This window comes from Streptomyces sp. NPDC002156 (assembly GCF_053593675.1).
The window spans coordinates 1-24,942 of sequence record NZ_JBSFDA010000151.1; the positions used below are offsets into that span (position 1 = coordinate 1).

At 69.0% G+C, this 24,942-nt stretch carries 24 protein-coding genes; 12 read left to right on the plus strand and 12 right to left on the minus strand.

Annotated features, from left to right (window positions below):
* Positions 1-107: 107 nt before the first annotated feature.
* The 4 genes from ACWCRB_RS38785 to ACWCRB_RS38800 form a co-directional block, all read right to left on the minus strand.
* On the minus strand, positions 108-1,796 hold the full coding sequence (locus ACWCRB_RS38785) for a rhamnogalacturonan lyase B N-terminal domain-containing protein (RefSeq protein WP_451000552.1): 1,689 nt from the start codon (positions 1,794-1,796) through the stop codon (positions 108-110).
* A gap of 32 nt (positions 1,797-1,828) precedes the next feature.
* Positions 1,829-2,659 carry a pectate lyase gene (locus tag ACWCRB_RS38790; protein WP_451000553.1) on the minus strand — a complete coding sequence of 277 codons (831 nt, stop codon included), beginning with the start codon at positions 2,657-2,659 and terminating at the stop codon, positions 1,829-1,831.
* A gap of 108 nt (positions 2,660-2,767) precedes the next feature.
* Positions 2,768-3,649: a hypothetical protein gene (locus ACWCRB_RS38795; protein ID WP_451000554.1), complete on the minus strand. Its 882-nt coding sequence runs from the start codon at positions 3,647-3,649 to the stop codon at positions 2,768-2,770.
* The gene (locus ACWCRB_RS38800; protein WP_369036967.1) at positions 3,646-4,212 is read right to left on the minus strand and encodes a SigE family RNA polymerase sigma factor; all 567 of its coding nucleotides are present in this window, start codon (positions 4,210-4,212) and stop codon (positions 3,646-3,648) included. Before ACWCRB_RS38800 ends, ACWCRB_RS38795 begins: the two co-directional genes overlap by 4 nt.
* Before the next feature lie 286 nt (positions 4,213-4,498).
* On the opposite strand from ACWCRB_RS38800, the gene ACWCRB_RS38805 reads away from it, so the two are divergent.
* Positions 4,499-5,950, plus strand: a complete 1,452-nt coding sequence (locus ACWCRB_RS38805) for an NCS2 family permease (RefSeq protein ID WP_451000555.1) — start codon at positions 4,499-4,501, stop codon at positions 5,948-5,950.
* Positions 5,951-6,030: 80 nt separating this feature from the next.
* Here ACWCRB_RS38805 and ACWCRB_RS38810 read toward each other — a convergent pair whose 3' ends face one another.
* The 3 genes from ACWCRB_RS38810 to ACWCRB_RS38820 form a co-directional block, all read right to left on the minus strand.
* Positions 6,031-7,485 carry a peptidoglycan D,D-transpeptidase FtsI family protein gene (locus ACWCRB_RS38810; RefSeq protein ID WP_451000556.1) on the minus strand — a complete coding sequence of 485 codons (1,455 nt, stop codon included), beginning with the start codon at positions 7,483-7,485 and terminating at the stop codon, positions 6,031-6,033.
* Positions 7,486-7,568: 83 nt separating this feature from the next.
* Complete coding sequence (locus ACWCRB_RS38815; RefSeq protein WP_451000557.1) at positions 7,569-8,060, minus strand: GNAT family N-acetyltransferase; 492 nt, start codon at positions 8,058-8,060, stop codon at positions 7,569-7,571.
* Between the two features lie 3 nt (positions 8,061-8,063).
* Positions 8,064-8,837 carry an IclR family transcriptional regulator gene (locus tag ACWCRB_RS38820; RefSeq protein WP_369033807.1) on the minus strand — a complete coding sequence of 258 codons (774 nt, stop codon included), beginning with the start codon at positions 8,835-8,837 and terminating at the stop codon, positions 8,064-8,066.
* 168 nt (positions 8,838-9,005) lie between these two features.
* Between ACWCRB_RS38820 and ACWCRB_RS38825 the strand changes: the two genes are divergently transcribed.
* The 6 genes from ACWCRB_RS38825 to ACWCRB_RS38850 all read left to right on the plus strand — a co-directional run bounded on the left by ACWCRB_RS38825 (position 9,006) and on the right by ACWCRB_RS38850 (position 15,377).
* Complete coding sequence (locus ACWCRB_RS38825) at positions 9,006-10,535, plus strand: aldehyde dehydrogenase (NADP(+)) (protein WP_451000558.1); 1,530 nt, start codon at positions 9,006-9,008, stop codon at positions 10,533-10,535.
* Positions 10,536-10,642: 107 nt separating this feature from the next.
* Positions 10,643-11,251 (plus strand): DUF1349 domain-containing protein, encoded by a 609-nt coding sequence (locus ACWCRB_RS38830; protein ID WP_369033805.1) that lies wholly within the window; start codon positions 10,643-10,645, stop codon positions 11,249-11,251.
* A gap of 429 nt (positions 11,252-11,680) precedes the next feature.
* Positions 11,681-12,403, plus strand: a complete 723-nt coding sequence (locus ACWCRB_RS38835; RefSeq protein ID WP_451000559.1) for a DsbA family oxidoreductase — start codon at positions 11,681-11,683, stop codon at positions 12,401-12,403.
* A gap of 71 nt (positions 12,404-12,474) precedes the next feature.
* A complete protein-coding gene (locus tag ACWCRB_RS38840; RefSeq protein ID WP_451000560.1) occupies positions 12,475-13,587 on the plus strand; it encodes an aminotransferase class V-fold PLP-dependent enzyme in 1,113 nt (370 codons plus the stop codon).
* A 55-nt stretch (positions 13,588-13,642) separates the two neighbouring features.
* The gene (locus ACWCRB_RS38845) at positions 13,643-14,269 is read left to right on the plus strand and encodes an RNA polymerase sigma factor (protein ID WP_451000561.1); all 627 of its coding nucleotides are present in this window, start codon (positions 13,643-13,645) and stop codon (positions 14,267-14,269) included.
* A 31-nt stretch (positions 14,270-14,300) separates the two neighbouring features.
* The gene (locus tag ACWCRB_RS38850; RefSeq protein ID WP_451000562.1) at positions 14,301-15,377 is read left to right on the plus strand and encodes a maleylpyruvate isomerase family mycothiol-dependent enzyme; all 1,077 of its coding nucleotides are present in this window, start codon (positions 14,301-14,303) and stop codon (positions 15,375-15,377) included.
* Between the two features lie 32 nt (positions 15,378-15,409).
* Here ACWCRB_RS38850 and thpD read toward each other — a convergent pair whose 3' ends face one another.
* From thpD to ACWCRB_RS38875, 5 genes are all read right to left on the minus strand, one after another.
* Complete coding sequence (thpD, locus tag ACWCRB_RS38855) at positions 15,410-16,297, minus strand: ectoine hydroxylase (protein WP_451000563.1); 888 nt, start codon at positions 16,295-16,297, stop codon at positions 15,410-15,412.
* 1 nt (position 16,298) lies between these two features.
* Complete coding sequence (locus ACWCRB_RS38860; RefSeq protein WP_451000564.1) at positions 16,299-16,721, minus strand: ectoine synthase; 423 nt, start codon at positions 16,719-16,721, stop codon at positions 16,299-16,301.
* A 51-nt stretch (positions 16,722-16,772) separates the two neighbouring features.
* Entirely contained in the window at positions 16,773-18,053 is a 1,281-nt protein-coding gene (gene ectB, locus ACWCRB_RS38865) for a diaminobutyrate--2-oxoglutarate transaminase (RefSeq protein ID WP_451000565.1), read from the minus strand.
* 32 nt (positions 18,054-18,085) lie between these two features.
* A complete protein-coding gene (ectA, locus tag ACWCRB_RS38870) occupies positions 18,086-18,640 on the minus strand; it encodes a diaminobutyrate acetyltransferase (protein ID WP_451000566.1) in 555 nt (184 codons plus the stop codon).
* A gap of 185 nt (positions 18,641-18,825) precedes the next feature.
* Positions 18,826-19,926 carry a pyridoxal-phosphate-dependent aminotransferase family protein gene (locus tag ACWCRB_RS38875; RefSeq protein WP_451000567.1) on the minus strand — a complete coding sequence of 367 codons (1,101 nt, stop codon included), beginning with the start codon at positions 19,924-19,926 and terminating at the stop codon, positions 18,826-18,828.
* Positions 19,927-20,138: 212 nt separating this feature from the next.
* Here ACWCRB_RS38875 and ACWCRB_RS38880 point away from each other — a divergent pair, with 212 nt between their 5' ends.
* The 5 genes from ACWCRB_RS38880 to ACWCRB_RS38900 all read left to right on the plus strand — a co-directional run bounded on the left by ACWCRB_RS38880 (position 20,139) and on the right by ACWCRB_RS38900 (position 24,800).
* Positions 20,139-20,993, plus strand: coding sequence for a transporter substrate-binding domain-containing protein (locus ACWCRB_RS38880; protein ID WP_451000568.1), 855 nt, complete (start codon positions 20,139-20,141; stop codon positions 20,991-20,993).
* On the plus strand, positions 20,990-21,838 hold the full coding sequence (locus ACWCRB_RS38885) for an amino acid ABC transporter permease (RefSeq protein WP_451000569.1): 849 nt from the start codon (positions 20,990-20,992) through the stop codon (positions 21,836-21,838). Before ACWCRB_RS38880 ends, ACWCRB_RS38885 begins: the two co-directional genes overlap by 4 nt.
* Positions 21,835-22,629 (plus strand): amino acid ABC transporter ATP-binding protein, encoded by a 795-nt coding sequence (locus ACWCRB_RS38890; protein WP_451000570.1) that lies wholly within the window; start codon positions 21,835-21,837, stop codon positions 22,627-22,629. The genes ACWCRB_RS38885 and ACWCRB_RS38890 overlap by 4 nt, the downstream gene beginning before the upstream one ends.
* Before the next feature lie 10 nt (positions 22,630-22,639).
* On the plus strand, positions 22,640-23,731 hold the full coding sequence (locus ACWCRB_RS38895; protein ID WP_451000571.1) for an amidohydrolase family protein: 1,092 nt from the start codon (positions 22,640-22,642) through the stop codon (positions 23,729-23,731).
* Positions 23,732-23,909: 178 nt separating this feature from the next.
* On the plus strand, positions 23,910-24,800 hold the full coding sequence (locus ACWCRB_RS38900; protein ID WP_451000572.1) for an SCO1860 family LAETG-anchored protein: 891 nt from the start codon (positions 23,910-23,912) through the stop codon (positions 24,798-24,800).
* Positions 24,801-24,942: the final 142 nt, after the last annotated feature.

A 24,942-nucleotide genomic window follows, 5' to 3' on the forward strand; every position in this document is an offset into this window, starting at 1 on the left:
GGACTCGTCGAAGAAGACCTTGGGGAAGATCAGGGCGGCCGCGCTGCCGTAGATGAAGAAGTCGTAGTACACCAGGGGGCGCTCCTCTCTGACTGGCCGAGGGGGGCTCAGGCCAGCAGATCCAGGCAGTCGAACGAGGTGCCCGGGCTGAGGAATGCCGTGCCGCTCGAACCACTGACGATGCTGATCTTCAGGACGTTGTACTGGCTCACGTCCGTCTTCCACGCACTACTAGGGACGCTGTAGGTGAACGAACGGTTGTTCCCCCGGTACGAACCCGTGGTGAGTGAACGCGTCGAGGGCTGCGCGGGTGCCGCGGGGATGGCCGACACCCAGTCGTTCACCGTGACGCGCGGGCGCCCGTTGGAGAAGGCGTCCGTCACGCCGATGCGCAGGGTGTGCGCGGCGGCGGCCTGGGCGGCCGTCAGCTTGAAGTACACGAGGATGCCGTCGTTGACGCCGTTCCACATGTACGCCGGGAAGCTCGCCGACGCGGCCTCCGAGCCTCCGCCGATCGTCACGTTCCCCGTCCACTTCGCCGCGCGGGCGTCGGACGGGTGCGCGTACGTCATCAGCTCGGCGTTCTTGAACTCGCCGGGTGTGCCGTCCCAGTCGCCGAGCCGCCAGATCGTCTTCGCGGCGGACGGGTCCCCGGTGACGGTGATGCTGTTCAGCGCGGTCGCGCCGCCCGCCTGCACCGTCACCGACCGTGTGTGCACGGCCAGTTCACCCTTGAACACGGTCAGCGTGTACGTCCCCGGCAGCATCCCCTTGCAGGAGAACGCACCGGTACCCGAGGCGGCCCTCGCCCAGTACTGGGCGTCGTCGTTCGCGAAGCCCACGGTGTACGGGTACTTCGCGTCCATCCCCTTGATGCCGACGCCGGCCACCTTGCCGCGTCCGGCCGCCCCCACCCAGCCCGTGATGCCGAGCCCGTCCACCCAGGAGGTGTCCAGGTTGGCCGCGGAGAGGGAGGAGGAGGGGGCGCCGCCGTCCGTGAAGGCGAGGACGTACGGACCCTGCAAGCCGAAACGTTCCTTCTCCGTCTGGGCCTGGTTGTAGTGCAGGATCTCGTACAGCCCCGCGCCCTTGTCGTTCGAGTGGCGCAGCAGCGAACGGTAGAACGGGCCGCCGGACGCCTTCTCGTGGTTGGAGCGCACGATCCACAGACCGACCGAACCGGTGGTGAAGCCGATGTGGTCGTAGTCGATGACCCGCTTGCCCGAGTAGTGCTTGGAGTGCGTGGTGCCGTCCGCGCGCTGCCAGACGTCCCCGGCCTCGATGACCTTGTCGGAGGCCTCGATCCAGGAGTCCGACCCCTCGTTCGGGAACAGCCCCGGCTTGAGGCGGACGAGGAAACGGGTCGCCGTGAAGGAGGCGTCCGCCTTGTTCGTCCACAGGTAGACGTTGTTCTGGCCGCTGCGCGCCGCATACCCCTGGGTGATCGCCCCGTGCACGACCTTGACCAGGATCGTCGAGCCCGACTGCTTCACGGTCACTGTGGACGCGCCGAGCCCCGACTCGACGTGCGAGTGCTTTCCGCCGTACCCCTCGTACTCCTTGCCCCGGTAGACAAGCGACGTGAGGTCGCCGGTCGACTTCGAGACCTTGAAGACGAGTGAGGCTCCCGTGTTGATCACATAGTTGGAGCCGTCGTCGGTGTGGCCGAAACCAGCCGCCGACGCGGACGACAGCAGACCGCTGCCGGCCGCCACCGCCGCGCCCGTACCGGCCACGCCGACCGCGGAAGCGGCCAGTAGCCTGCGGCGACTGAGGTGTCTCTTGTGGGTGCTCAAGGGTCCTGGCTCCGTCGTACTTGAAGACTCACTTACTTGTACGTGATGTCAGATGGCGAGAACTTGCAGGTGGTTCCGTCGGCGCCGCTGCCGATCTCGGTCGGCTCCTTGCCGGTGTTGTTGCCGTTGAAGCGCACGCACGGCTTGATCTTCTTCTTGGTGTCGCCGTAGATACGGATCTTGCTCAGCGTCGCCGTGTCCCCGTAGTTCGCGTTCACGCCGACCAGCACCTTGCCCGGCGCGGTCGCGTCGATGTCGCTGATCACGATCGTGCGCTTGAACTGCGTCTTGCAGTTGCCGCAGGAGCGCACCAGCTTGCCGAAGTTCTCGACGTGGAAGCCGGTGATGCTGAGCTTGCCGGCCCCGTTGAACTGGAACACCTTGTCGGAGGCCGACTTCGCGCCGCCGCCGACCACCTTGTACACGGCCGTCGACTTCTTGCTCTTGAAGCTGGCGGCGTCCTCGCCGACGTCCAGCCACCACACGTTCTCCAGCGTGCAGGAGCCGGTGCAGTGGACGCCGTCCGCGCCCGGCGTACCGATGATCACGTTCTTGAGGACCGCGCCGTCCGCCAGCTCGAAGATCGGGTCCTGGCCCTCGTCCTGGCTGGCGTTGCCGAGCGCGCCGCTGCCGAAGAACTTCTGCAGCTTGCCGTCGTACGTGCCCGACACCTTGATCGACGACGACACGGCCTTGCTGCCCTTGGCCGTCGGCCAGGTGGCGGCGGCACCGGCGGACGACATCAGCGTCGTCGTCAGGATCGCTCCGGCCGTGAGGCCGAGGGCGGCGGCGCCGCCGATCACGGCACGCCGGCCGGTGACCCGACGACGGTGCCGGACGCGCTGTTCAACTGGTGCAGTCATGAACCGTGTTCCTTGGGTGGTGAGGAGATGTGTGCGTCTCCTGGTCGCCACCCGTGCGGAAAGGGTTGCCGAGTCTGCTGAATTTCTTTACGAGTTGGTACTAGCGCTTCACGAATCGCCGTCGTCGGACTCGTCGTTGCCGTCCTGGCCTGCGAAGTCGCCCTTCACGGCGTGCTGTTGACCCGCCGCCTTCGTCTTCGCCGTCACCGTGTACGAGTCGTCCTTCGCGTCCCGGCCACCGCGCGTGTGGTCGTACTGGCCCGCGAAGACCCACTCGCCCGGCCAGACCGTGTGGCCCTCCTTGAGCACCCATGTGTAGACCAGGAAGCCGTCCTTCTCGGCGACCGTCAGCGCGAAGTCGTCCTCCGGGGCCGACCGCCAGGCACCCGCGGAGGTGACCCCGCCGGTCTGGGCGACCTTCAACTCGACCGTGACCGCGGTGAGTTCCTCGGACGTCTTGATGGTGACGTTGCTCTGCGCCCAGAAGTCGTTGCTGTGCGGATCGACCGAACCGTCCGACCACAGCGGCCCGTCCTCGCTGCCCTCGGCAGCCGGGGCCGCCGCCGTGTTCGAGGCCTTCGGGGTCGGAGTGGGCGTCGGGGTAGGCGTCGAACTCGGCTCCTCGTCCTGGGCGTTGCCGTCCGACGGCTCCGGGGCCGGGACGATCGGCGCGCGGCTCGTCGCGTCCGGCGACGGGGTCGGCAGGGGCGAGACCGAGACGGTCGGATCGGCCGGGGTCTCGTCGCTCTTCACCACCGAGGCCAGCGCGTACCCGCCCATCGCAAGAATCCCGGAGACCGCGGCGGTCGCACCGGCGACCCGTGCCCAGCCCAGCAGCGGAGGGAGCGTGGCCCGGCGACGGGTGCGCTTCTCCTCGGGGCCGGCGGCCATACCGCGCTCGACCCGCGCGAGGATGCGCGCGCGGTCGGGCTCGTACGCCTCGGCCGCCTCGCGCAGCCCGGCACGCAGCTCGTCGTGCGGCGTCCTCATCGGTTCGTTCCTCCCGCTCCGCCAGGGGTACGCACAGGGGTACGCATTCGAAGCGGGGCCTCGTCGGTGCCAAGGAGCCGCTGCAGTTCGGCCATTCCCTTGGACGTCTGGCTCTTCACCGTACCGACAGTAACTCCCAGCGCGAGCGCGGTGTCCTTCTCCGAGAGGTCGAAAGCGTGCCGAAGCACCACACATGCCCGCTTACGGAACGGCAGCCGACGCAAGGCCTCCTGGACATCTATGACGCCAGGTATGTCGGGATTCTCCGTCTTCTCTTCTCTCTGCGACCAGAACAGGGTGATTCTCCGGCGCTCCCGAACCGCGCTGCGGATACGGGTCTTGGCGAGATTCGCCACCACGCCCCGCGCGTACGCCACCGGATGATCGGCGGCTCGCACCCGGTCCCAGCGGTGCCACAGCGCGAGCAACGCGTCGGCCGCCAGGTCGTCGGCGGCGTCCGCCTCACCCGTCAGCAGGTGGGCCAGGCGCGCGAGTTCGGCGTAGTGCCGCTCGAAGAAGGCATGGAACTCGACGGAGGCTGCGTCGTCGACAACAGTGCCCACGGGCGACCTCTCCCCCTTAGATTCGCTGAGTTTTCCCTGGCCAGCGGCGGCTGCCGACCGAAGCCGGGCGTCTGCGTATACGGCCACTGTGGTGCGCCGGTGAAGAGGTGGTGATCGTTTGGCGCGAGAGCCGAGAGAGTATCAGGCATGCGCACGGCCCTTCGAGTGTCGTACGACAGGTCGAGCCCGATTCTGTAACACGGAGAAAACCTGAAAACCGTTCAACACAGGAACAATCCAGCCAGCATCCGCACACAGATCATTCAGGCAACGAGGAGTAACCGCCATGTCCGAACCACAGAAGGTGGCTGACCGGCCGGGCACCGCGCCCCCCGCGGCGAACAGCGTCGACAGCTTCTTCAAGATCTCCGAGCGGGGATCCACCTTCGCCCGTGAGATACGCGGCGGCTTCGCCACGTTCTTCACGATGGCCTACATCCTTGTCCTGAATCCCATCATCCTGGGCAGCGCCAAGGACAAGTTCGGGCACCAGCTCGACAGCGTCCAGCTCGTCACCGCCACCGCCCTGGTGGCCGCGGTGATGACGATCATCATGGGCGTCGGTGGCAACCTCCCGCTCGCGCTCGCCGCGGGCCTCGGCCTCAACGCGGTGGTCGCCTTCCAGATCGCCCCGCTGATGAGCTGGGACGACGCGATGGGCCTGGTCGTCCTGGAGGGCCTGCTGATCTGCGTCCTTGTGGTGACCGGCCTCAGAGAAGCGATCATGCACGCGATCCCGGGGCCGCTCAAGGCGGCGATCGGCGTGGGCATCGGCCTGTTCATCGCCTTCATCGGCTTCGTCGACGCCGGCTTCGTCACCCGTATCCCGGACATCGCGAGCACGACGGTCCCGGTGCAGCTCGGCGGCACCGGCACGCTCAGCGGCTGGCCCGTCCTGGTCTTCTGTCTCGGCGTCCTGCTGACCATCGGCCTCATCGCGCGCAAGGTGAAGGGCGCGATCCTGATCAGCATCGTCACGATGACGCTCGTCGCGCTGATCATCAACTCGATCGCCGACGTCAAGAGCTGGGGCCTCACCACCCCGGCCTGGCCCGACAAGATCGCGGACACCCCCGACTTCGGGCTGATCGGCGACTTCAGCCTGTTCGGCGCGTTCGGCGAGACCACGGTGATCACCGTCGTCCTGCTGATCTTCACCCTGATCCTGTCGGACTTCTTCGACACCATGGGCACGGTCGTCGGCATCACCGCCGAAGCCGGCCTGCTGGACAAGGACGGCAACGTCCCCAACCTCGGCCGCGTGCTCCTCATCGACGGCGCGGCCGCGGTGGCGGGCGGCGCGAGTTCGTCCTCTTCGGCGACCTCGTACATCGAGTCGGCGGCTGGCGTCGGCGAGGGCGCGCGCACCGGCTTCGCCAACCTGATCACCGGCGGCCTGTTCGCCTGCGCGCTCTTCCTGACCCCGATCCTCACGATCGTCCCGATGCAGGCCGCCGCCCCCGCCCTGGTCGCGGTCGGCTTCCTGATGATGACCCAGGTCAAGCACATCGACTGGGACAAGTACGAGATCGCCATCCCCGCGTTCCTGACGATCGCCGTGATGCCCTTCACGTACTCCATCACCAACGGCATCGGCGCCGGCTTCCTGTCCTACGTCCTCATCAAGACGGTCGTGGGCAAGGCCAAGGAGGTCCACTGGCTCCTGTGGGGCACGAGCGCCCTGTTCCTGATCTACTTCGCGATCGACCCGATTCAGCAGCTTTTCGGTACGAAGTAGGTTCCGGTTGCGGTCACCCGCGCCCCAAAGGGGCGCGGGGAACTGCGCGATCAGCCACAACGGCGCGGCAGCCGAAGTACTCAGTCCTTCAAAGCCGCACTCATCATCGCCTTGGCAACGGGCGCTGCGAGTCCATTCCCGCTCACCTCGGAGCGAGCCGCCCCGGACTGTTCAACCAACACGGTCACGGCAACTTCCTTGCCGTTCGAATCAGACTTCGCATATGACGTGAACCATGCATACGGCGTCTGACTGTTGTTCTCCCCATGCTGAGCAGTACCCGTCTTACCCCCCACCGTCGCCCCGGAAATCTGCGCATTCGTCCCCGTACCGTCGGAGACAACCGTCTGCATCGCCGACTGCAACTGCTCAGCAGTCCCCGAGCTGATGACCTCCTTGGTCGACGCCGAACTGTCGAGGTCCTCCAACGCATCCCCGCCGGAGGTAACCACCTGCGACACCATGTGCGGCGACACCAACTTGCCGCCGTTGGCTATCGCAGCCGACACCATCGCCATCTGCAACGGCGTCGCGGTGACATCGAACTGCCCGATCCCCGTCAGCGCGGTCTGCGACTTCTCCATGTCCGACGGGTACACGCTCGGATACGCCCGCACCGGCACGTCCTGCGACTCGTCGTTGAAGCCGAACTTCTCCGCCATCGCCTTCACCTTGTCCTGCCCGAGGTCGACGGCCATCTTCGCGAAGACGTTGTTGCAGGAGTACTGGAGCGCGACCCGGATCGTCGCGTTCTCACAGGGCGCGTTCGGGTTCTCGTTCGACAGCTCACGCGTCGTACCCGGCAGCGTGTACGGGTCCGGGCTGTCCGTACGGTCGTCCACCGACCCGTACAGCCCGTCCTCCAGAGCCGCCGCCGCGACCACAAGCTTGAACGTCGAACCCGGCGGCAGCGGCTGCCGTATCGCCCGGTTGACCAGCGGTTTGTCGGGGTCCTTGTTAAGCGCGGTCCACGCGTCGCCGTCGCTCGCCCCGGTGATCGTCGACGGGTCGTACGACGGCGTGGAGACCATGGCGAGGATCCTGCCGGTCTTCGGGTCGATGGCGACGGCGGCGCCCTTCTTGTCACCGAGCGCCGCGTAGGCAGCCTTCTGCACGTCCGGGTCGATCGTCGTGATCACGTTCCCCGGGGAGGCGTGCTCGTTGGTGACCGTGTCCATGACGGTCGTCAGTCTGCTGTCCGAGCCGTCGAGGATGTTTTTGTAAATACCCTCCAACTGCGTCGGCGCGAACAGGGGCGAGCTGTATCCGGTCACGGCCGCGTAGAGCTTGCCGTCCGTGTACGTCCGCTGGTACTTGAGATCCCCGCTGCTCGTCTCCTTGGAGCCGGTGACCGACTCGCCGGCCACGATGATGTTCCCGAGCGGGTTCGCGTACAACGCGATCGCGTTCCGCCGGTTCTTGCTGTCGTCCGCGAGCGCCTGGCCGTCGTAGAACTGCACCCAAGTCGCCCTGACCAGCAGGGAGAGCACGAGCAGCAGTGAGAAGACGGAGGCGCGCCTGATCGTCCTGTTCATCTCTCTCAAGGACGAACGGCACTGGACGGCGCGTTCCCCGCCGCCCGATTTCTCATGGGCTGTTCATGGAGACCCTTAGGGGTTCAGGCCTCCAGCGTCAGCACGACCTCGTCGATCTCCGTGCGGCGGGCGTTCGCGTACCCCCGGTCGTGCCCCGAGACGCGGAAACCGCACTTCTCCAGGACCCGCAGCGAGCCCGCGTTGTCGGCGGCGGCACGCGCGTGCAGCGGGCGTTCCGGGACGGCTGCCAGGAGGGCGCGCAGGGCGGCCGTCGCGATACCGCGCCCCCAGTAGGCGCGGTCGATCCAGTACGTCACCTCGCGCTCGCCCGGTTCGCCGTACACCGCCGCGCTGCCCACCACGTCACCGTCGACGAGGACCGTGCGGTTCAGTACGTCCGGTGCGGCACGGATCCGCCCCCAGTGGGCGTCGAAGGCGTCCCGGTCGGTCGGGTCCTTCGCCGTGAACGCGGCCATCCACAGCGACTCGGGGTCGTTGGTCTGCCGGAAGAAGACGGGCAGGTCACTGTCGTGCACCTCGCGGAGTTCCACGTCCGTGGAAGCCGAATACCGCATCGCTCAGAGCCTCCGGGTGGCGAGTGTCAGCCGGTCGCGGGCGTCGAACAGGGCGTCCTTGACCATCTGTTCGTGGGCCGGGGTGAGTCGGGCGACCGGCACCGAGCAGCTGATCGCGTCCCGCGCGGGGGTGCGGTACGGGATCGCCACGCCGAAGCAGCGCAGCCCCAGCGTGTTCTCCTCGCGGTCCACCGCGAAGCCCTGCTCGCGCACCAGACGCAGCTCCTCGATGAGCTTCTCCCGGTCGGTGATCGTGTGCTCGGTCAGCGCGGGCAGCGTCTCCGGGAGCAGCTTGCGGACCTGCTCGTCGGTGTGGGTGGCCAGCAGCGCCTTGCCGAGGGAGGTCGAGTGGGCGGGCAGCCGGCGGCCGACGCGGGTGAAGGGGCGCAGATAGTGCTGCGACTGGCGGGTGGCGAGGTAGACGACGTTCGTACCGTCGAGCCGGGCCAGGTGGATGGTCTCCGTCGTGTCGTCGGAGAGCCGGTCCAGGGTCGGGCGGGCCACCGCGACGACCTCGTCGCCGTCGATGTACGACGTACCGACAAGCAGTGCCCGTACGCCGATGCCGTACCGCGTGCCCGTGGCGTCCGTCTCCACCCAGCCGAGGTCGACAAGAGTGCGCAGCAACATGTAGAGACTGGACTTGGGGTAACCGACGGCCTCCTGGACCGCCGCCAGGGAGTGCATGCCGGGACGTCCGGCGAAGTATTCCAGCAGTTCAACGGTCCGTACCGCGGACTTGACCTGCGCCCCGCCGCCTGTCTCGGCTGCCGACATCGCCCTTGACCCCTTCGTTCGACGGGAAATAGTCTCCAACAGCATATTCATCATCAGAGACGCTGTTCAGCATATCGAACGCGCCTGGTGAATGACGCGGGAATGCACATCACAAACGGCATCACAAAACGGCATCACCAATGGCAACACAATCTGGAGGGACCCCCGGTGGCAGCAGCACCAGTCTGGAGTGTCGACCCCCGTACCGGGAAGCAGCGGGAGCAGGTCGCGGTCGAGGCCACAGCCCAGGAGGTGGACGCCGCCGTCCGCGCGGCGCACGCCGCCCGCCCGGCCCTCGCCGACCGCACGGTCCGTGCGGCCTTCCTGCGCAGCGCCGCCGAGCAGCTCGAAGCGGCCAAGGACCACCTCGTCGAGGCCGCCGACGCGGAGACCGCGCTCGGCCCGGTCCGGCTGACCGGCGAACTCGCCCGCACCTGCTACCAGCTGCGGGCCTTCGCGGACATCGTCGACGAGGGCGCCTTCCTCGACGTCGTCATCAACCACCCCGACGACACCGCGACCCCGCCGATCCCGGACCTGCGCCGCTACAAGGTCCCGCTGGGCGTCGTCGCCGTCTACTCGGCCTCCAACTTCCCCTTCGCCTTCTCCGTCCCCGGCGGCGACACCGCGAGCGCGCTCGCGGCCGGCTGCCCGGTCGTCGTCAAGGCCCACCCGGACCACCCGGGCCTGTCCGAGCTGGTCGCGTCCGTCCTGCGCCGGGCCGCGGCCCAGCACGACATCCCCGAGGGTGTTCTCGGCCTGGTCCACGGCTTCGAGGCGGGCGTCGAGCTGGTCAAGCACCCGCTGGTCGCGGCGGCCGGCTTCACCGGTTCCGTACGCGGCGGACGTGCCCTCTTCGACGCGGCGGCGGCCCGGCCGACGCCGATCCCGTTCCACGGCGAGCTGGGCTCCCTGAACCCGGTGGTGATCACGGAGGCTGCCGCCGCCGAGCGCGCCGAGGCGATCGGTACGGGGCTCGCGGGCTCCATGACGCTGGGCGTCGGCCAGTTCTGTGTGAAGCCGGGTCTGGTGCTGGCGCCGGAGGGCGCGGCGGGCGACCGCCTGCTGAAGTCCCTCACGGACGCCGTGAGCAACACGGACGCCGGTGTCCTCCTGGACCACCGGATGCGCGACAACTTCGTCGCGGGGGTCGCCGAGCGCGCCGAGCTGCCCGAGGTCGAGTCCCCGGTGACGCCGGGCTCGGGCGGCGAGCACACGGTCAGCGCGGGGTTCCTCACGGTGGCGGCGGAGAAGCTGGTGTCGGAGGGGGCGTACGACCTGCTCCTGGAGGAGTGCTTCGGGCCGGTCACCGTCGTGGCCCGCTACGCGGACGACGCCGAAGCGAACGCCGTTCTCTCACGGCTGCCGGGGAATCTGACGGCGACGGTTCACCTCTCGGCCGAGGAGGCCGCGGGGGAGGGGCGTGGGGCGGAGATCCTGGCCGAGCTGACGCCGCTCGCGGGGCGAGTGCTGGTGAACGCGTGGCCGACCGGGGTTGCTGTGGCCGCGGCCCAGCATCACGGGGGGCCGTACCCGGCCACGACGTCCACGTCGACGTCGGTCGGCGGGACGGCTGTTGAGCGGTGGCTGCGGCCGGTGGCTTACCAGAACACGCCTGTTGCGCTGTTGCCGGTGGAGCTGCGGGACGAGAATTCGCTGGGGCTGCCTCGGCGTTTCAATGGTCGTCTGGAGCGCTAGCGTCGTTGGGGTGCGGTGGATTTCGCGGCTGCGGGCCCGTTGTGGCTTGTCGCGCAGTTCCCCGCGCCCCTGTCGGGGCGCCCATCGCACCCTGCGATAATCAGGCAATGGACTTGGAGCTTTCCCCGCTGCCCTTTTCTCTCCGTACTTATGGGCCCGATGGACACTGGTCCTTCGAGGACGGGGTGCTCACCGGGTGGGCCGGGCCCCGGCAGGACCGGTTCGTGCCGCCCACCGGGGAGGCGTTGGATCCCGCTGCCGATGCGCCGCGGCTGCTGGGTGCGCCGCACGGGGACTTTCAGCTGATCGCACGGGTCACGGTGGGGTTCGCGGCCTCCTTCGATGCCGGGGTGCTGTACGTCCACGTGGGCGAACGGGCCTGGGCCAAGCTCTGTCTGGAGTACTCCCCGGATGTGGCCACCGTCTGCACGGTGGTCACCCGGGGACACTCCGACGACGCCAACTCCTTCACCGTGGACGGCAGTTCGGTCTGGCTCCGGATCAGCCGCACCGGCCGGGCCTTCGCCTTCCACGCCTCCCGCGACGGCGAGAAGTGGACCTTCATCCGCCTGTTCACCCTCGGCGACGAGAAGGAGACGGACGCGGCCCTGGTCGGCTTCATGACCCAGTCCCCGATGGGGGAGGGGTGCGTCGTGACGTACGACCACATCGAGTTCCGCCCGGAGTGGCCGAAGGATCTGCGGGACGGCAGCTGAGCGCTGCGCTGGGCTTGGGCGGGGCGCCATCGGGGTGCGGGGTCAGGTTGTCGGGCGGGTGCGGGTGGGTGGGGGCTGGTCGCGCAGTTCCCCGCGCCCCTGGGTTGGCGCAGGAACCCCCGGACCGGCCTGCAGGCCGCGTACGGCGGGAAGGGGACGGGGTGGGGGGTGTCCGCCCGCAGCGGCCGGCGTCCAGCACCGGCCAGCTTTACAAGAGACGGAACCGCCGGACCGAGGACGGATACCCCCCACCCCGGCACCGACTCACCCACTACCCGTAGGCGCTGCACAAGCCCCCACCGGGTCCGCACATGCGCCGCAGGCACCCCGGGACCCGGGAATGATCCACGCTGCTTGAACGTTCATCCACTCAGCGGAGGGAGTCTCCGCACCCTCATCCGTACCCGTACGACCTGGAGAGCCGAAGACATGCGCGTCGAGATCTGGAGCGACATCGCCTGCCCCTGGTGCTACGTCGGCAAGGCCCGCTTCGAGAAGGCGCTGGGCGCCTTTCCGCACCGGGACGGGGTCGAGGTGGTGCACCGGTCGTTCGAGCTGGACCCGGGGCGTGCCAAGGGTGACATCCAGCCCGTGCTCAAGATGCTCACCAAGAAGTACGGCATGAGCGAGGCGCAGGCGCAGGCCGGTGAGGAGAACCTGGGGGCGCAGGCCGCCGCCGAGGGGCTCGCCTACCGGACCCGGGACCGTGATCACGGCAACACCTTCGACATGCACCGGCTGCTCCACCTCGCCAAGGACAAGGGGCGCCAGGACGAGCTGATCCAGCTCTTCTACCAGGCCAACTTCGCCGAGGAGCAGTCCGTCTTCGGTGACGACGAGCGGCTCGTGGAGCTGGCCGTCGCCGCCGGGCTCGACGCCGACGACGCCCGGGGCGTACTCGCCGACCCGGACGCGTACGCCGACGCCGTGCGCGCCGACGAGCGCGAGGCCGCCGAACTGGGCGCCAATGGCGTGCCGTTCTTCGTCCTCGACCGGAAGTACGGCGTCTCCGGCGCCCAGCCCGCCGAGGTCTTCGCCCAGGCGCTCACCCAGGCGTGGGGCGAGCGACCCGCACCCCTCAAGATCGTCCAGGCGGAGGACGACGGCGCCGAGGTCTGCGGACCCGACGGGTGCGCCGTACCCCAGAAGTAGCACTGGCCGGGAAACCGCAGGTCAGGGTCTATCTATAAGCGGTGCTTCGCGGTGCCGTGCAGAAATCGGCGATGGACGAGCAGATCTTCGGGCCGCACAGTGGTCCCATGGAGACCTTCGCGCAAGCCTCGACATCCGAGAACCTCCGCAACCTCGTCCGTGCCGAGTTCGCTCCGAAGAACACCTATCTGAACACCGCGAGCACCGGCCTCCTCCCGGCCCGCTCGGTGGCCGCCATGCACGCCGCCGTGCAGTCCGTGGCCGACGGCCGGTCGCAGGACATGTTCGCCGACGTGGAGGCCGCGCGCTCCGCCTTCGCGCGGATCGTCGGGGTCTCCGACCGCAGGGTCGCGGCCGGCGCCTCGGTCGCCGTCTACAGTGGGCTGATCGCCGCCTCGCTGCCCGCGGGCGCCGAAGTCCTCACCGCCGAGGACGACTTCACCTCCGTCCTCAACCCGTTCCACGTCCGCGGCGACCTGAAGGTCCGGACCGTGCCCCTGGAACGGATCCCCGAGTCCGTCCGGTCCGGCACCGCGCTGGTCGCCGTCAGCGCCGCCCAGTCCGCCGACGGCCGCATCCTCGACCTGCCGGCACTCCGCGAGGCCGCACGCGAACACGGCGCCCGTACGTACGTCGACGCGTCCCAGGCCACCGGCTGGCTGCCCGTCGACGCGGACGCCTACGACTACGTCTCCTCCGTCGCCTTCAAGTGGCTCGTCTGCCCGCGAGGCGTGGCCTTCCTCGTCGTACCGGAGGACCTGGGCGGACTGACACCCGTGTTCGCCGGCTGGGTCGCGGGCGAGGAACCCTGGGACAGCTGTTACGGCCCGGTGCGCGAACTCGCCCACTCCGCCCGGCGGTTCGACGAGAGCCCGAGCCTGTTCTCGTATACCGGCGCCCGCCACTCCCTCGCCCTCATCGAGGAGTTGGGCGTGGATGCCGTACGCGCCCATGACCTCGCCCTCGCCGACCGGTTCCGCGCCGGACTCGACAGGATCGGCCACCAGCCCGTACCCGCACCCGGCTCGGCCATCGTGTCCGTCCCGCAACTCGGCCACCTCCAGCCCGAGTTGAGCCGCGCCGGGGTCGAGGTCTCCGACCGGGCCGGAAACTTGCGCGCGGCCTTCCATCTCTACAACACGACGTCGGACGTCGACCGACTCCTGGACGTCCTGTCCGGCTGAACCGGCCGAACCGGTGGCGCGAGATCCCTCGGGGCGCTAGGAAGGGCACCAAGGGGTGGTGGTGCGGGTGGAGTCGACGCCAGACAGGACCGTCAGGTCCGTGAGACCGCCCGCCGACGCGGAACTGCATCGGCGGCTGGTGTACGGGGACGAGTCCGCGCTGGCCGAGGCGTACACGGCGTACGGCGGGCTGGTGCGCGCCGTCGCCGCACGCGTCACGCACAGCACGGCCGCCGCCGAGGACGTCGCCCAGGAGGTCTTCGCCCAGCTCTGGACCAGGCCGTACGCCTTCGACGCGCGCCGGGGCTCACTGCGCACCTGGCTGTCGATGCTCGCCCACCGGCGCGCCGTCGACTGGGTGCGCAGCGAGGCCCGGCACCGCAGGGACGCCCGCGCCGACGACTCCGCGCTGCACGCCATCCCGGACGCCTCACCCGGCCCCGACGAGACCGTCGTCCACCGCGAGCGCTCCCTGCAACTGCACACCGCCCTCGCCGAACTCCCGCAGCCACAAAGGGAAGTCGTCCACCTCGCCTACTTCGCCGGACGTACCTACCGGCAGGCCGCCGTCGAACTCGGCATCCCCGAGGGCACGGCCAAGACCCGCCTGCGCACAGCACTTCGTACCTTGGCGGAGACTTTGGCAGAGCCGCCCGACCCGGCACTGGAAAGAGGCGCATGATGGCAGTGACGGGCGAAGAAGGAGGTGCGGGGTGACCACGGATCATGAGGGTGTGCGGGAGTTGCTGGCCGCCTGGGCCTTCGGCGCCCTGCAACCGGGCGACGACCTGTCGGTCCGGCCGCATCTCGCTGAGTGCGACAACTGCGCGGCGGAGGCGGCACGGCTCCGGGAGACGGTACGGGCACTGGACGGGCCGCCGTCCGACGCGCCATGGGCAGGCGGCTCCCTGAACGGGGGCGCCGCCGTTCAGGTGCCGGAGACGGGCGGCGTGCTCGCCCTCGCCCTCCGCTCCCGCCGCCCGGCCTCCGCGCCCGGCATCGCCCCGCACGCCGCCCCCTACGCCGCCGCCGTCTCCGGGCTCCAGGCACTCCTGCGCGAACTGGACGGAGAGGACGGCAACAGGAACAGCGCCTGGGGTACGCCCGTCGTGCACGACTGGGACGTGCACGACACCGTCGCCCATCTGCTCGCCGCCGACGAGCCGCTGGCGCTGCGGCTCGGCCTGGACCCGAGCGTCCCCGGGGCGGCCTCGGGGGCCGAGGAGGACGCCGACTGGGCGGACGCCTGGGCCGTGCGCACCGCCGAGGTGATCGCCCACGAGCAGCGCCGCGAACCCGGGGAGACTGTCGCCGCCTGGGCCGCGCAGTCCGCCGCACTGCTGGCCACACCCGAGGCCCGCGACCCCGAACTGGCCTCCATCGCAACGACGTTGATGGGCGCCCGGCTGCCCGTCGCCGACCACTTCACGGTCCGCGCCTTCGAGGTGTGGATCCACACCGACGACATCGGCCGCGCCCTCGGCCTCGCCGTACCGCCACCGCCCGAACCGCACCTGTGGCGGCTCGTCCACCTGGCCGTCCGTATCCTCGGCACGGCCCTGGGGCCCGACGCGCCCCCGGTCCTCTTCGCCGTCACCGGCGGAGCGGAGGAGTGGGTCCTGGGTTCCGAGGACGAACCTGTACGGGCCGAACTCGTCCTGGACCCGGTCGACTTCTGCCTGCTGGTCGGCGGCCGCTACGCACCCGACGAGGTGCCGCGCGGCGAGACGGGCGACAGAGAGGCCGCACGCAACGTACTGGAGCGCGCGGCCGCCCTGTCGTGGCTCTGAGATCGTGGCTCTGAGTCCGAGCCACGCCGGGGTCACCTCACCGGCGTGAAATCCCTCGCCCCGATGAACTCAGGCCTGCGCACCGGTGCCGCGAACGGCTCCGCCGCCTCGTTCTCCACGCTGTTGAACACGATGAACACGTTGCTGCGCGGGAACGGCGTGATGTTGTCCCCGGAGCCGTGCATGCAGTTGCAGTCGAACCAGGTCGCCGAACCCGCCCTGCCCGTGAACAACTTGATGCCGTGCTCGTCGGCCAGCGAGGTCAGCGCCTCGTCGGACGGAGTGCCCGCGTCCTGCATCTGGAGCGACTTCTTGTAGTTGTCCTCGGGCGTCGCCCCCGCACAGCCGAGGAACGTGCGGTGCGAGCCCGGCATGATCATGAGGCCGCCGTTGGTGTCGAAGTTCTCGGTCAGCGCGATCGAGACGGACACTGTCCGCATGTTCGGCAGACCGTCCTCCGCGTGCCAGGTCTCGAAGTCGGAGTGCCAGTAGAAGCCGCCCGCCCCGAACCCCGGCTTGACGTTGATCCGCGACTGGTGGACGTACACGTCGGAGCCGAGCAGCTGCCGGGCCCGTCCGACGACCCGCTCGTCCCGTACGAGCTGTGCGAACACCTCGCTGATCCGGTGGACCTCGAAGACCGACCGGATCTCCTTGGACTTCGGCTCGATGATCGACCGTTCGTCGGCCCGTATCGCCGGATCGGTGATCAGCCGCTCCAACTCGGCCCGGTAGAGCGCGACTTCGTCGTCGTCGAGGAGCCGGTCGAGCGCCCGGAAGCCATCACGCTCGTACGCCATGAGGTCGGCCTCGGCGAACGGCCCGGGCGTGTCCGGCGCACCCCAGATGACCGGGTCCTGGCGGGGGACGGACACCTCGGCGGCGCCACGGGTGGGGTACAGGTCGGTCAGGGTGGACATGTCAGACCTCCTCGGGGTCGAAGTCGGGGTCGGGCTCGGTCAGCAGGGGATAGACGCCGTTCTCGTCGTGGTCCTCCCGGCCGGTGACCGGCGGGTTGAACACACAGACGCAGCGGAAGTCCTCCTTGACGCGCAGCGTGTGCCGCTCGTGCCCGTCGAGGAGGTACATGGTGCCGGGGGTGATCGTGTACGCCCGCCCGGTCTCGTCGTCGGTCAGCAGGGCCTCGCCCTCGACGCACACGACGGCCTCGACATGGTTGGCGTACCACATCGACGTCTTCGTGCCCGCGTACAGGACGGTCTCGTGGAGCGAGAAGCCGACCCGCTCCTTGGCGAGGACGATGCGTTTGCTCTCCCAGGTGCCGGAGGCGGCCCTCACATGCCGGTCGGTGCCTTCGATGTCCTTGAACGAACGGACGATCACGTGCTCAACAACCCCTTTCTCAGATTTCTCAGATTTCTCAGACGGGTTTTCTCAGCCGGCTTCTACGGTTTCGCGGACGGCCCGGGCCACGATCCGCAGCCCCTCGTCCAGTTCCTCGGGCGTGATCGTGAGCGCCGGCAGCAGCTTCATGACCTCGCCCTCCGGGCCGGACGTCTCGATGAGCAGCCCGAGTTCGAAGGCACGCCGCGCGACCCGCTCGGCGCGCGCCTTCTCGTGGAACTCCATGCCCCACACCAGCCCGCGGCCCCGGTACTCCTTGACGTCGGCGAGGTTCTCCTCGGTGATCGAGATCAGCGCCTCCTCGACCTGCTCACCACGGGCGCGGGTCTGCTTCTCCATGGCGGAGCCGTCGGCCCAGTACGTCTCCAGCGCGGCGGCGGCCGTCACGAACGCCGGGTTGTTGCCGCGGAACGTGCCGTTGTGCTCGCCCGGCTCCCAGATGTCCAGCTCGGGCCTGAACAGGCAGAGGGACATGGGGAGTCCGTAGCCGCTGATGGACTTCGACACGGTGACGATGTCGGGGACTATGCCCGCCTCCTCGAAGGAGAAGAAGGCGCCGGTCCGTCCGCAGCCCATCTGGATGTCGTCGACGATCAGCAGCATGTCCTGGCGTTCGCACAGCTCGGCCAGCGCCCGCAGCCACTCCGGGCGGGCGACGTTGATGCCGCCCTCACCCTGCACGGTCTCCACGATCACGGCGGCCGGCTTGTTGAGACCGGAGCCCTGGTCCTCCAACAGCCGCTCGAACCACAGGAAGTCGGGGACGGTCCCGTCGAAGTAGTTGTCGAACGGCATCGGCGTCCCGTGCACCAGCGGAATGCCCGCGCCGGCCCGCTTGAAGGCGTTGCCGGTCACGGCGAGCGACCCGAGGGACATGCCGTGGAAGGCGTTGGTGAAGGACACGATGGCCTCCCGCCCCTTCACCTTCCGCGCCAACTTCAGTGCCGCCTCTACGGCGTTGGTGCCCGTCGGGCCTGGGAACATGACCTTGTACGGTAGTTCACGGGGCCGGAGCACCAGTTCCTGGAAGGACTCCAGGAAGGCGCGCTTGGCGGCGGTCGACATGTCGAGCCCGTGGGTGACGCCGTCCCGTTCCAGATAGTCGATCAACGCCCGTTTGAGTACGGGGTTGTTGTGGCCGTAGTTGAGTGATCCGGCGCCCGCGAAGAAGTCGAGGTAGGCGTGGCCGTCCTCGTCGTACATACGGCTGCCCTGCGCACGGTCGAACACGGCGGGCCAGCTGCGGCAGTAGCTGCGGACCTCCGACTCGACGGTCTCGAAGACACTCAGGTCGGGCTGGGTGATGGTCACGGCGGTGAACTCCTTGGGGTGGGGGGGTGAGATCAGCCGGAGAGGGCGGAAGGATCGGCAGGATCGGCAGGATCCGAAGGGCTGGAGAGGGGGCCGATGCGGTACAGGACCTCGGGGTCGTGCGACCCGCTCTGTGGGAACAGACCCGCGTCGAACAGCACCTCGCGCTCGACGACGGCGTCATGGCGCTCTGCGAACGAGGTGAACAGCCGCTCCGAGGCGGTGTTGCCCGGCGTGATGGTGGTCTCGACGGCGGTGATCCCCTGCTGGCCGGCGACCCGCCGGGTCAGCCCGTCGAGCAGCGAGCCGGCGAGCCCGCGCCCCTGGTGGCCGGCGTCGACGGCGACCTGCCAGACGAGCAGGGTGTGCGGGAGGTCCGGCCGGACGTACCCGGTGACGAAGCCGACCGGCCGCCCCTCGGGGTCCCGGGCGACGGCCGAGGTGGCGGCGAAGTCCCGGCACCAGAGCAGATAGCTGTACGACGAGTTGAGGTCGAGAACTTTCGAGTCCCTGGCGATCCGCCACAGCTCGGCCCCGTCGGCCACCACCGGACGGTCGATTTGCAGGTCTGTCAGTACGGCACTCATGCAAATGCAACTTACCGAGTGGAAATCAAAAATGCATGGCCGTCAGTGGTTTTCTGTTGTTGGTTGAATCACACTCATTTAATTTGCTTGATTTGTTCGCAAAACCTTGTGTTTAGGTCGGGGAGAAGCGGGCAGAAGAACACGGGGAGCTGCTCTGAATTGAATTGCCGAATTTCGGCGAGAATTCACAGGGATTTCGCGACCGTTTGCCGGGCCCCCGCAACGTCCACCACGAGCCCCCGGTCCGCCAGCGCGGCGCCCAGTGCGACCAGACTCCCGAGCACCGCCTCGCGCGTCGCGTCGGCCCCGTAGTGGTTGACCCGGATCATCTCCTTGGCCAGCGCACCCCCGCCCGCCGCCAGTGGCAGCGTCGGATCGGCGGCCAGCGCGCTCGCCACCAGCTCCGAGGCGACGACCCCGGAGGGCGCCCGCAGGGTCGTGGCGACCGGCGCCGCGTCCTCGGCCTCGTACACATACGGCTCAAGACCGCCGCCCAGCGCGAGCACGCCCGCCCGGGTGGCCGCCGCCGCGGCGGTGTGCCGGGCGATCACCGCGTCGAGGCCAGCCGCCTCGATCCGCTCGACGCACGCCTCCAGCGCGAGCATCTCCAGTTGGGCGGGAGCGTGCAGGAGCGTCCGCCGGCCGCCGTCGATCCACCGCTCCTTCCAGTCGAGGAGCGAGAGGTACGACCGTCGCGGCGCCCCCGGATTCGCCGCCATCCGCGCCCACGCCCGCTCGCTCACCGACACCGCCGACACCCCGGCCGGCCCGCCCATCGCCTTCTGCGCCCCGATCGCACACAGGTCGACACCCCACGCGTCCGGCAGCACCGGCTCGGCGCCGACCGACGCGACGGCGTCGAGATAGAAGAGGGCGCCCTGTTCCCGTACCGCCTCGCCGATCTCCGCGACCGGGTTGGTGTTGCCGGTCGCCGCCTCCGCGTGCACCAGTGAGACGAAGTCGATCTCCGGGTGCTCGGCGAACGCCTCCCGGACCTGCGCGGCCGTGACCGCCGCGTGGAACGGCACCGCGAGGTCCACGACCGTCGCGCCGCAGTCCCGCAGCCAGTCGCCGAAGGTCTGCCCGTAGGGGCCCGTGATGATGTTGAGGGCCGTCGTGCCCGGACCCGCGGCACCCCTGATGGCACCTTCCAGCGGCAGCAGCGCCTCGCCCTGCATGATCACGACGTCCTGCTCGGTACCGAGCAACCGCGCCACGCGGTCCTCGATCGACGCGAAGCGGGCGGCCGTCAGGGGCGCCAGGTCCAGGAAGGGATGCGTGGTCATGGTGGTGCTCTCTTCGGATAGCGGGGTAGGTAAGCCGAGTCGAGACTAGGGCCTGCCCGGCCGGAGAGCTTCCTGATCCTCGGCCTGGCGGGATGAGAGGCCGAGTGGCCTCGAAACCACAGGTGGCACGGCACCACGACCATGGAAATGGTTTGAGAGAGTCAAATGTCTCCTTATAATCAGAACCCACAGTCCCCCCACAGGAGGTCCCCGTGAACACGGTGCTCGGACGACGGTCCCGCATCCTGGCCGCCACCACCGCGACGGCCGGGCTCCTGCTCGTGGCCGGCTGCTCCTCGGACGACGACGGCGGCAGCGCCGCGAAGACCGCCGCAGGCGGGGTCGAGGTCGTCAAGGCGGGGCAGCTGACCGTCTGCACCCACCTCCCTTATCCGCCCTTCCAGTCGGAGATCGACGGCAAGGTGCAGGGTTTCGACGTGGCGCTCGTCGACCTCGTCGCCAAGAACCTCGGCGTGAAGCAGGAGATCCTCGACACGCCGTTCGAGAACTTCAAGACGGGCGCCTTCCTCAACGCGGGACAGTGCGACCTCGGCGCCGCCGGTATGACCATCACCGAGGAACGCAAGAAGAACGTCGACTTCTCCGACCCCTACTTCGACGCCACGCAGGCCGTCCTCGTCGACAAGAAGAGCGGCATCACCTCCTTCGACGGCCTCAAGGGCAAGAAGGTGGGCGCCCAGGCACAGACGACCGGCGAGGACTACGCCAAGGAGAAGGGCTTCGACCCGGTCTCCTTCGAGTCCTCCGACGCCGTCCTCAACGGCCTGCGCACCGGACAGGTCGAGGCCGTGATCATCGACTACCCGGTCGTCCAGGGCTGGCTCAAGGACAAGGCCAACGCCGACGCCTTCCAGGTGGTGGACAACCTCAACACCGGTGAGCAGTACGGCTTCACGGTGAAGAAGGGCAACACCAAGCTGGTCGCCGCCCTCAACAAGGCGATCACGGACGCGAAGGCCGACGGCACGTACAAGAAGCTGTACGAGCAGTGGATCGGCCCGTACGACGAGTCCGCGGCGTCCGCGTCTCCGTCCGCGTCCTCATGAGCGACGACACGAAGCCGACGCCGACGCCCGAAGTGCAGCCCCGCAAGAAGGGGTTGACGAGGCGTCAGAAGCGGCGCCTGTCGCGCGGCATCCAGTACACGCTCTTCGGCGCGGTCTTGATCGCGTTCGCGGTCTCGGCCGACTGGGGACGGTTGCGGAACCAGTTCGCGCAGACGGACATCGCCGACCAGATGTTCCCGGACGTCATCACGCTGGCGCTGAAGAACACCGTGCTGTACACCCTGTCCGGCTTCGTCTTCGGACTGGCCCTCGGCATGCTTCTCGCCCTGATGCGGCTGTCGTCCGTGGGCCCTTACCGCTGGCTGGCCGGCGTCTACATCGAGATCTTCCGAGGGCTGCCCGCCCTGCTGATCTTCATCTTCGTCGGCGTCGCAGTCCCCCTCGCGTTCCCCGGCACGGAGATCCCCGGTGGGACGTATGGCAAAGTGGCCCTCGCGCTCGGCCTGGTGGCGGCCGCGTACATGGCGGAAACGTTCCGGGCGGGCATCCAGGCGGTGCCCAAGGGGCAGCTGGAGGCGGCCCGTTCGCTGGGCTTCTCGCACGCCCGGGCCATGGTCTCGATCGTCGTCCCGCAGGCGTTCCGCATCATCCTCCCGCCGCTGACGAACGAACTGGTGCTCCTGTTCAAGGACTCCTCGCTGGTGCTGTTCCTCGGTGTCACCCTGGAGGAGCGCGAACTGTCCAAGTTCGGCCGCGACCTGGCCAGCCAGACCGCCAACTCCACGCCGATCCTGGTCGCGGGCTTGTGCTATCTGCTCATCACGATCCCGCTCGGCTTCGTCGTACGCCGTATGGAGACGAAGGCCCAGGAGGCCGTCAAATGAGTCGTCCAGAAATCCAGGTCCGGGACCTGTACAAGTCGTTCGGCGACAACGAGGTGCTGCGCGGTATCGACCTGGAGATCGGACAGGGCGAGGTCGTGTGTGTCATCGGCCCGTCCGGCTCGGGCAAGTCGACCCTCCTGCGCTGTGTGAACCTGCTGGAGGAGCCGACGAAGGGCCAGGTCTTCGTCGGCGGTACGGAGGTCACGCACCCGGACGTCGACATCGACGCCGTCCGCCGCCGGATCGGCATGGTCTTCCAGCAGTTCAACCTCTTCCCGCATCTGACGGTGACGGAGAACCTCACGCTGCCGCAGCGCAGGGTGCTGAAGCGGGACAAGGCGGAGGCGGCGAAAGTGGCCGCCGAGAACCTGGAGCGCGTGGGCCTGTCCGAGAAGGCGACCGCGTACCCGGCGTCCCTCTCCGGCGGCCAGCAGCAACGCGTCGCCATCGCAAGGGCGTTGGCGATGGGCCCGGAGGTCATGCTCTTCGACGAGCCGACTTCGGCACTCGACCCCGAACTGGTCGGCGACGTCCTGGCGGTGATGCGCAGGCTGGCGAACGAGGGCATGACGATGATGGTCGTCACGCACGAGATGACGTTCGCCCGCGAGGTCGCCGACCGGGTCGTCTTCATGGACGGCGGAGTGATCGTCGAGGAGGGCACCCCCGCCCGGGTCATCACGGCCCCGACCCACGAACGCACCCGCCACTTCCTCTCCCGCCTGCTGGACCCGGCGATGGCGGAGGTGGAGGAGGAGACCTCCGACCAGGTGGGCGGCACGGCTGACTAATGTGCCCTGCATGAGCGATCAGGCGGTGCTGCATGTGAAGGGGCGGGTGCTGGTCGGCCCGGAGGAGATCCGGGACGAGCTGTGGGTGGTCGGCGGGCGGATCTCGTACGACCGCCCGCCCGGCGCCCGTGACATCCGTACGGTGGAGGGCTGGGCGCTGCCCGGCCTGGTCGACGCGCACTGCCATGTGGGTCTGGGTCCGCACGGCGCGGTGGACGTCGATGTCGCCGAGAAACAGGCGCTGACGGACCGGGAGGCCGGCACCCTGCTGATCCGCGACGCGGGGTCCCCCTCCGACACGCGTTGGGTCGACGACCGCGAGGACCTGCCGAAGATCATCCGAGCCGGGCGGCACATCGCCCGCACCCGCCGCTACATCCGGGGCTACGCCCACGAGATCGAGCCCGACGACCTGGTGGCGTACGTCGCCCAGGAGGCCCGGCGCGGCGACGGCTGGGTCAAGCTGGTGGGCGACTGGCTGGACCGGGGCACCGGCGACCTCGCCGCCTGCTGGCCGCGCGAGGCCGTGGAGGCGGCGATCGCGGAGGCCCACCGGCTGGGCGCGCGCGTCACGGCCCACTGCTTCGCGGAGGACTCCCTGCGGGACCTGGTGGAGGCGGGCATCGACTGCGTGGAGCACGCGACGGGCCTCACGGAGGACACGATCCCCCTGTTCGCCGCACGAGGCGTGGCGATCGTCCCGACCCTGGTGAACATCGCGACGTTCCCGAACCTGGCGGCAGCCGGCGAGACCAAGTTCCCCGACTGGTCGGCTCACATGCGCCGCCTCCATGAACGCCGCTACGACACGGTGCGTTCCGCGTACGACGCGGGAATCCCGGTGTACGTCGGCACGGACGCCGGCGGCACGCTGCCGCACGGGCTCGTTGCGGCGGAGGTCGCGGAGCTGGTGACGGCGGGCATTCCGGCGCGGGCAGCCCTGTCGGCGACGACATGGGGTGCACGGGAGTGGCTGGGCCGGCCCGGGCTGGTGGAGGGGGCGGCGGCGGACCTGGTGGTGTACGAGGCCGATCCGCGGGCGGACGTAAGGGTGCTGGGGGCGCCGCTGAGGGTGGTACTGAACGGGCGGATCGTGAGCTGACACCGGGGACTGACACGGCCACGTGGGTGAATGTGGAGAACGTACGTGCCGTGTGATTCGAAGATCTGCGCGGAAACATCACGTAGGAGTGAAGTCCCGTCAGATTGCTGACCGTTGACTGCCTGTACGTAATTCTTACCGGGTCCCAAGCGTGTCTCTTCCGAGGGGTCCCCGAACCTTGAACGCCAACAACTTCCGCCTGCCCGCACGCCGTCTGGCCACCGTCGCGGCGGCGACGGCCCTGGCCGCCGGTCCCGCGAGCCTGGCCCATGCGACGGAGGACCAGGGCCGCGCGAGCGCGGTCGTCCTCCGCACCGGGCTGAACGTGTCCCTCCTCAACAAGAGCGTGAACGTCCCGCTGGAGGTCGCCCTCAATGAGGTGCAGGCACCCCAGAGCGCCGAACAGACGGCGCTGACCGCGAAGTTGGACGGCGTGGACGGGGGGAAGCCGTTCACGGTGCTGGGGGCGGAGGTCGCGGAGGCGAAGGCGACGGTGACGGAGGGGAGGGCAGAAGCGTCAACGACCCTCGCCCACGCGAAACTCCACGTCCCGGGCCTCCCTCTCCTCTCCCTGATCGAGGTCGAGCAGGTCACGTCGAAGGCGACCTGCGTGGCGGGGGAGAAGCCGGTCGCCACGGCCAACCTCCTGGGCTCGGTGACGGCTCTCGGCAAGAAGGTGACACTGACGCCGAGCGGCCCGGTGGAGGTGAAGGTGCCGGCTGTCGGCGAGGTCACGCTGGCCCTGTCCCAGACGGAGACGACGACACGTACCGCGGCCGCGACCGCGCTCGAACTCAAGGTGTCCGTCAACCCGTTGGACCTGAACGTGGCGGAGGTCGAGGGCACGGTGACCTTGGCGAAGGCGACGTGCGAGGCACCGGAGGAGCAGGCGACGACGCCCGCATCACCGACGCCGGCATCGAACGTGAAGCCGCAAGGGGCACAGGCGGAGGAGGGCCTCGCGGAGACGGGCGGCAGCTCGACGACGCCGTATCTCGCGGGCGGCGCACTGGCGTTGCTCGCGGCGGGCGCGGGAGCGGTGGCACTGGCGCGCCGCGGCAAGAGCTGACGCGGGGCCGTATTTCTTCGCCCCCGCCGCCCCTACCCGTCCCATCCCCTGGGGGCTGCGCCCCCAGACCCCGCTATCGGCCCTAAAACGGGCCTTGTCCTCAAACGCCGGACGGGCTAAAAGATCAAGCGCCGGCCAGCAC

Coding starts and splice junctions, on each gene's coding strand:
- ACWCRB_RS38795 (WP_451000554.1), bottom strand. CDS start 3,649: ATGAGGACGCCGCACGACGAGCTGCGTGCCGGGCTGCGCGAGGCGGCC.
- ACWCRB_RS38810 (WP_451000556.1), bottom strand. CDS start 7,485: ATGAACAGGACGATCAGGCGCGCCTCCGTCTTCTCACTGCTGCTCGTG.
- ACWCRB_RS38790 (WP_451000553.1), bottom strand. CDS start 2,659: ATGACTGCACCAGTTGAACAGCGCGTCCGGCACCGTCGTCGGGTCACC.
- ACWCRB_RS38875 (WP_451000567.1), bottom strand. CDS start 19,926: ATGACCACGCATCCCTTCCTGGACCTGGCGCCCCTGACGGCCGCCCGC.
- ACWCRB_RS38835 (WP_451000559.1), top strand. CDS start 11,681: ATGCGCGTCGAGATCTGGAGCGACATCGCCTGCCCCTGGTGCTACGTC.
- ACWCRB_RS38890 (WP_451000570.1), top strand. CDS start 21,835: ATGAGTCGTCCAGAAATCCAGGTCCGGGACCTGTACAAGTCGTTCGGC.
- ectA (WP_451000566.1), bottom strand. CDS start 18,640: ATGAGTGCCGTACTGACAGACCTGCAAATCGACCGTCCGGTGGTGGCC.
- ACWCRB_RS38815 (WP_451000557.1), bottom strand. CDS start 8,060: ATGCGGTATTCGGCTTCCACGGACGTGGAACTCCGCGAGGTGCACGAC.
- ACWCRB_RS38830 (WP_369033805.1), top strand. CDS start 10,643: ATGGACTTGGAGCTTTCCCCGCTGCCCTTTTCTCTCCGTACTTATGGG.
- ACWCRB_RS38885 (WP_451000569.1), top strand. CDS start 20,990: ATGAGCGACGACACGAAGCCGACGCCGACGCCCGAAGTGCAGCCCCGC.
- ACWCRB_RS38840 (WP_451000560.1), top strand. CDS start 12,475: ATGGACGAGCAGATCTTCGGGCCGCACAGTGGTCCCATGGAGACCTTC.
- ACWCRB_RS38895 (WP_451000571.1), top strand. CDS start 22,640: ATGAGCGATCAGGCGGTGCTGCATGTGAAGGGGCGGGTGCTGGTCGGC.
- ACWCRB_RS38820 (WP_369033807.1), bottom strand. CDS start 8,837: ATGTCGGCAGCCGAGACAGGCGGCGGGGCGCAGGTCAAGTCCGCGGTA.
- thpD (WP_451000563.1), bottom strand. CDS start 16,297: ATGTCCACCCTGACCGACCTGTACCCCACCCGTGGCGCCGCCGAGGTG.
- ACWCRB_RS38805 (WP_451000555.1), top strand. CDS start 4,499: ATGTCCGAACCACAGAAGGTGGCTGACCGGCCGGGCACCGCGCCCCCC.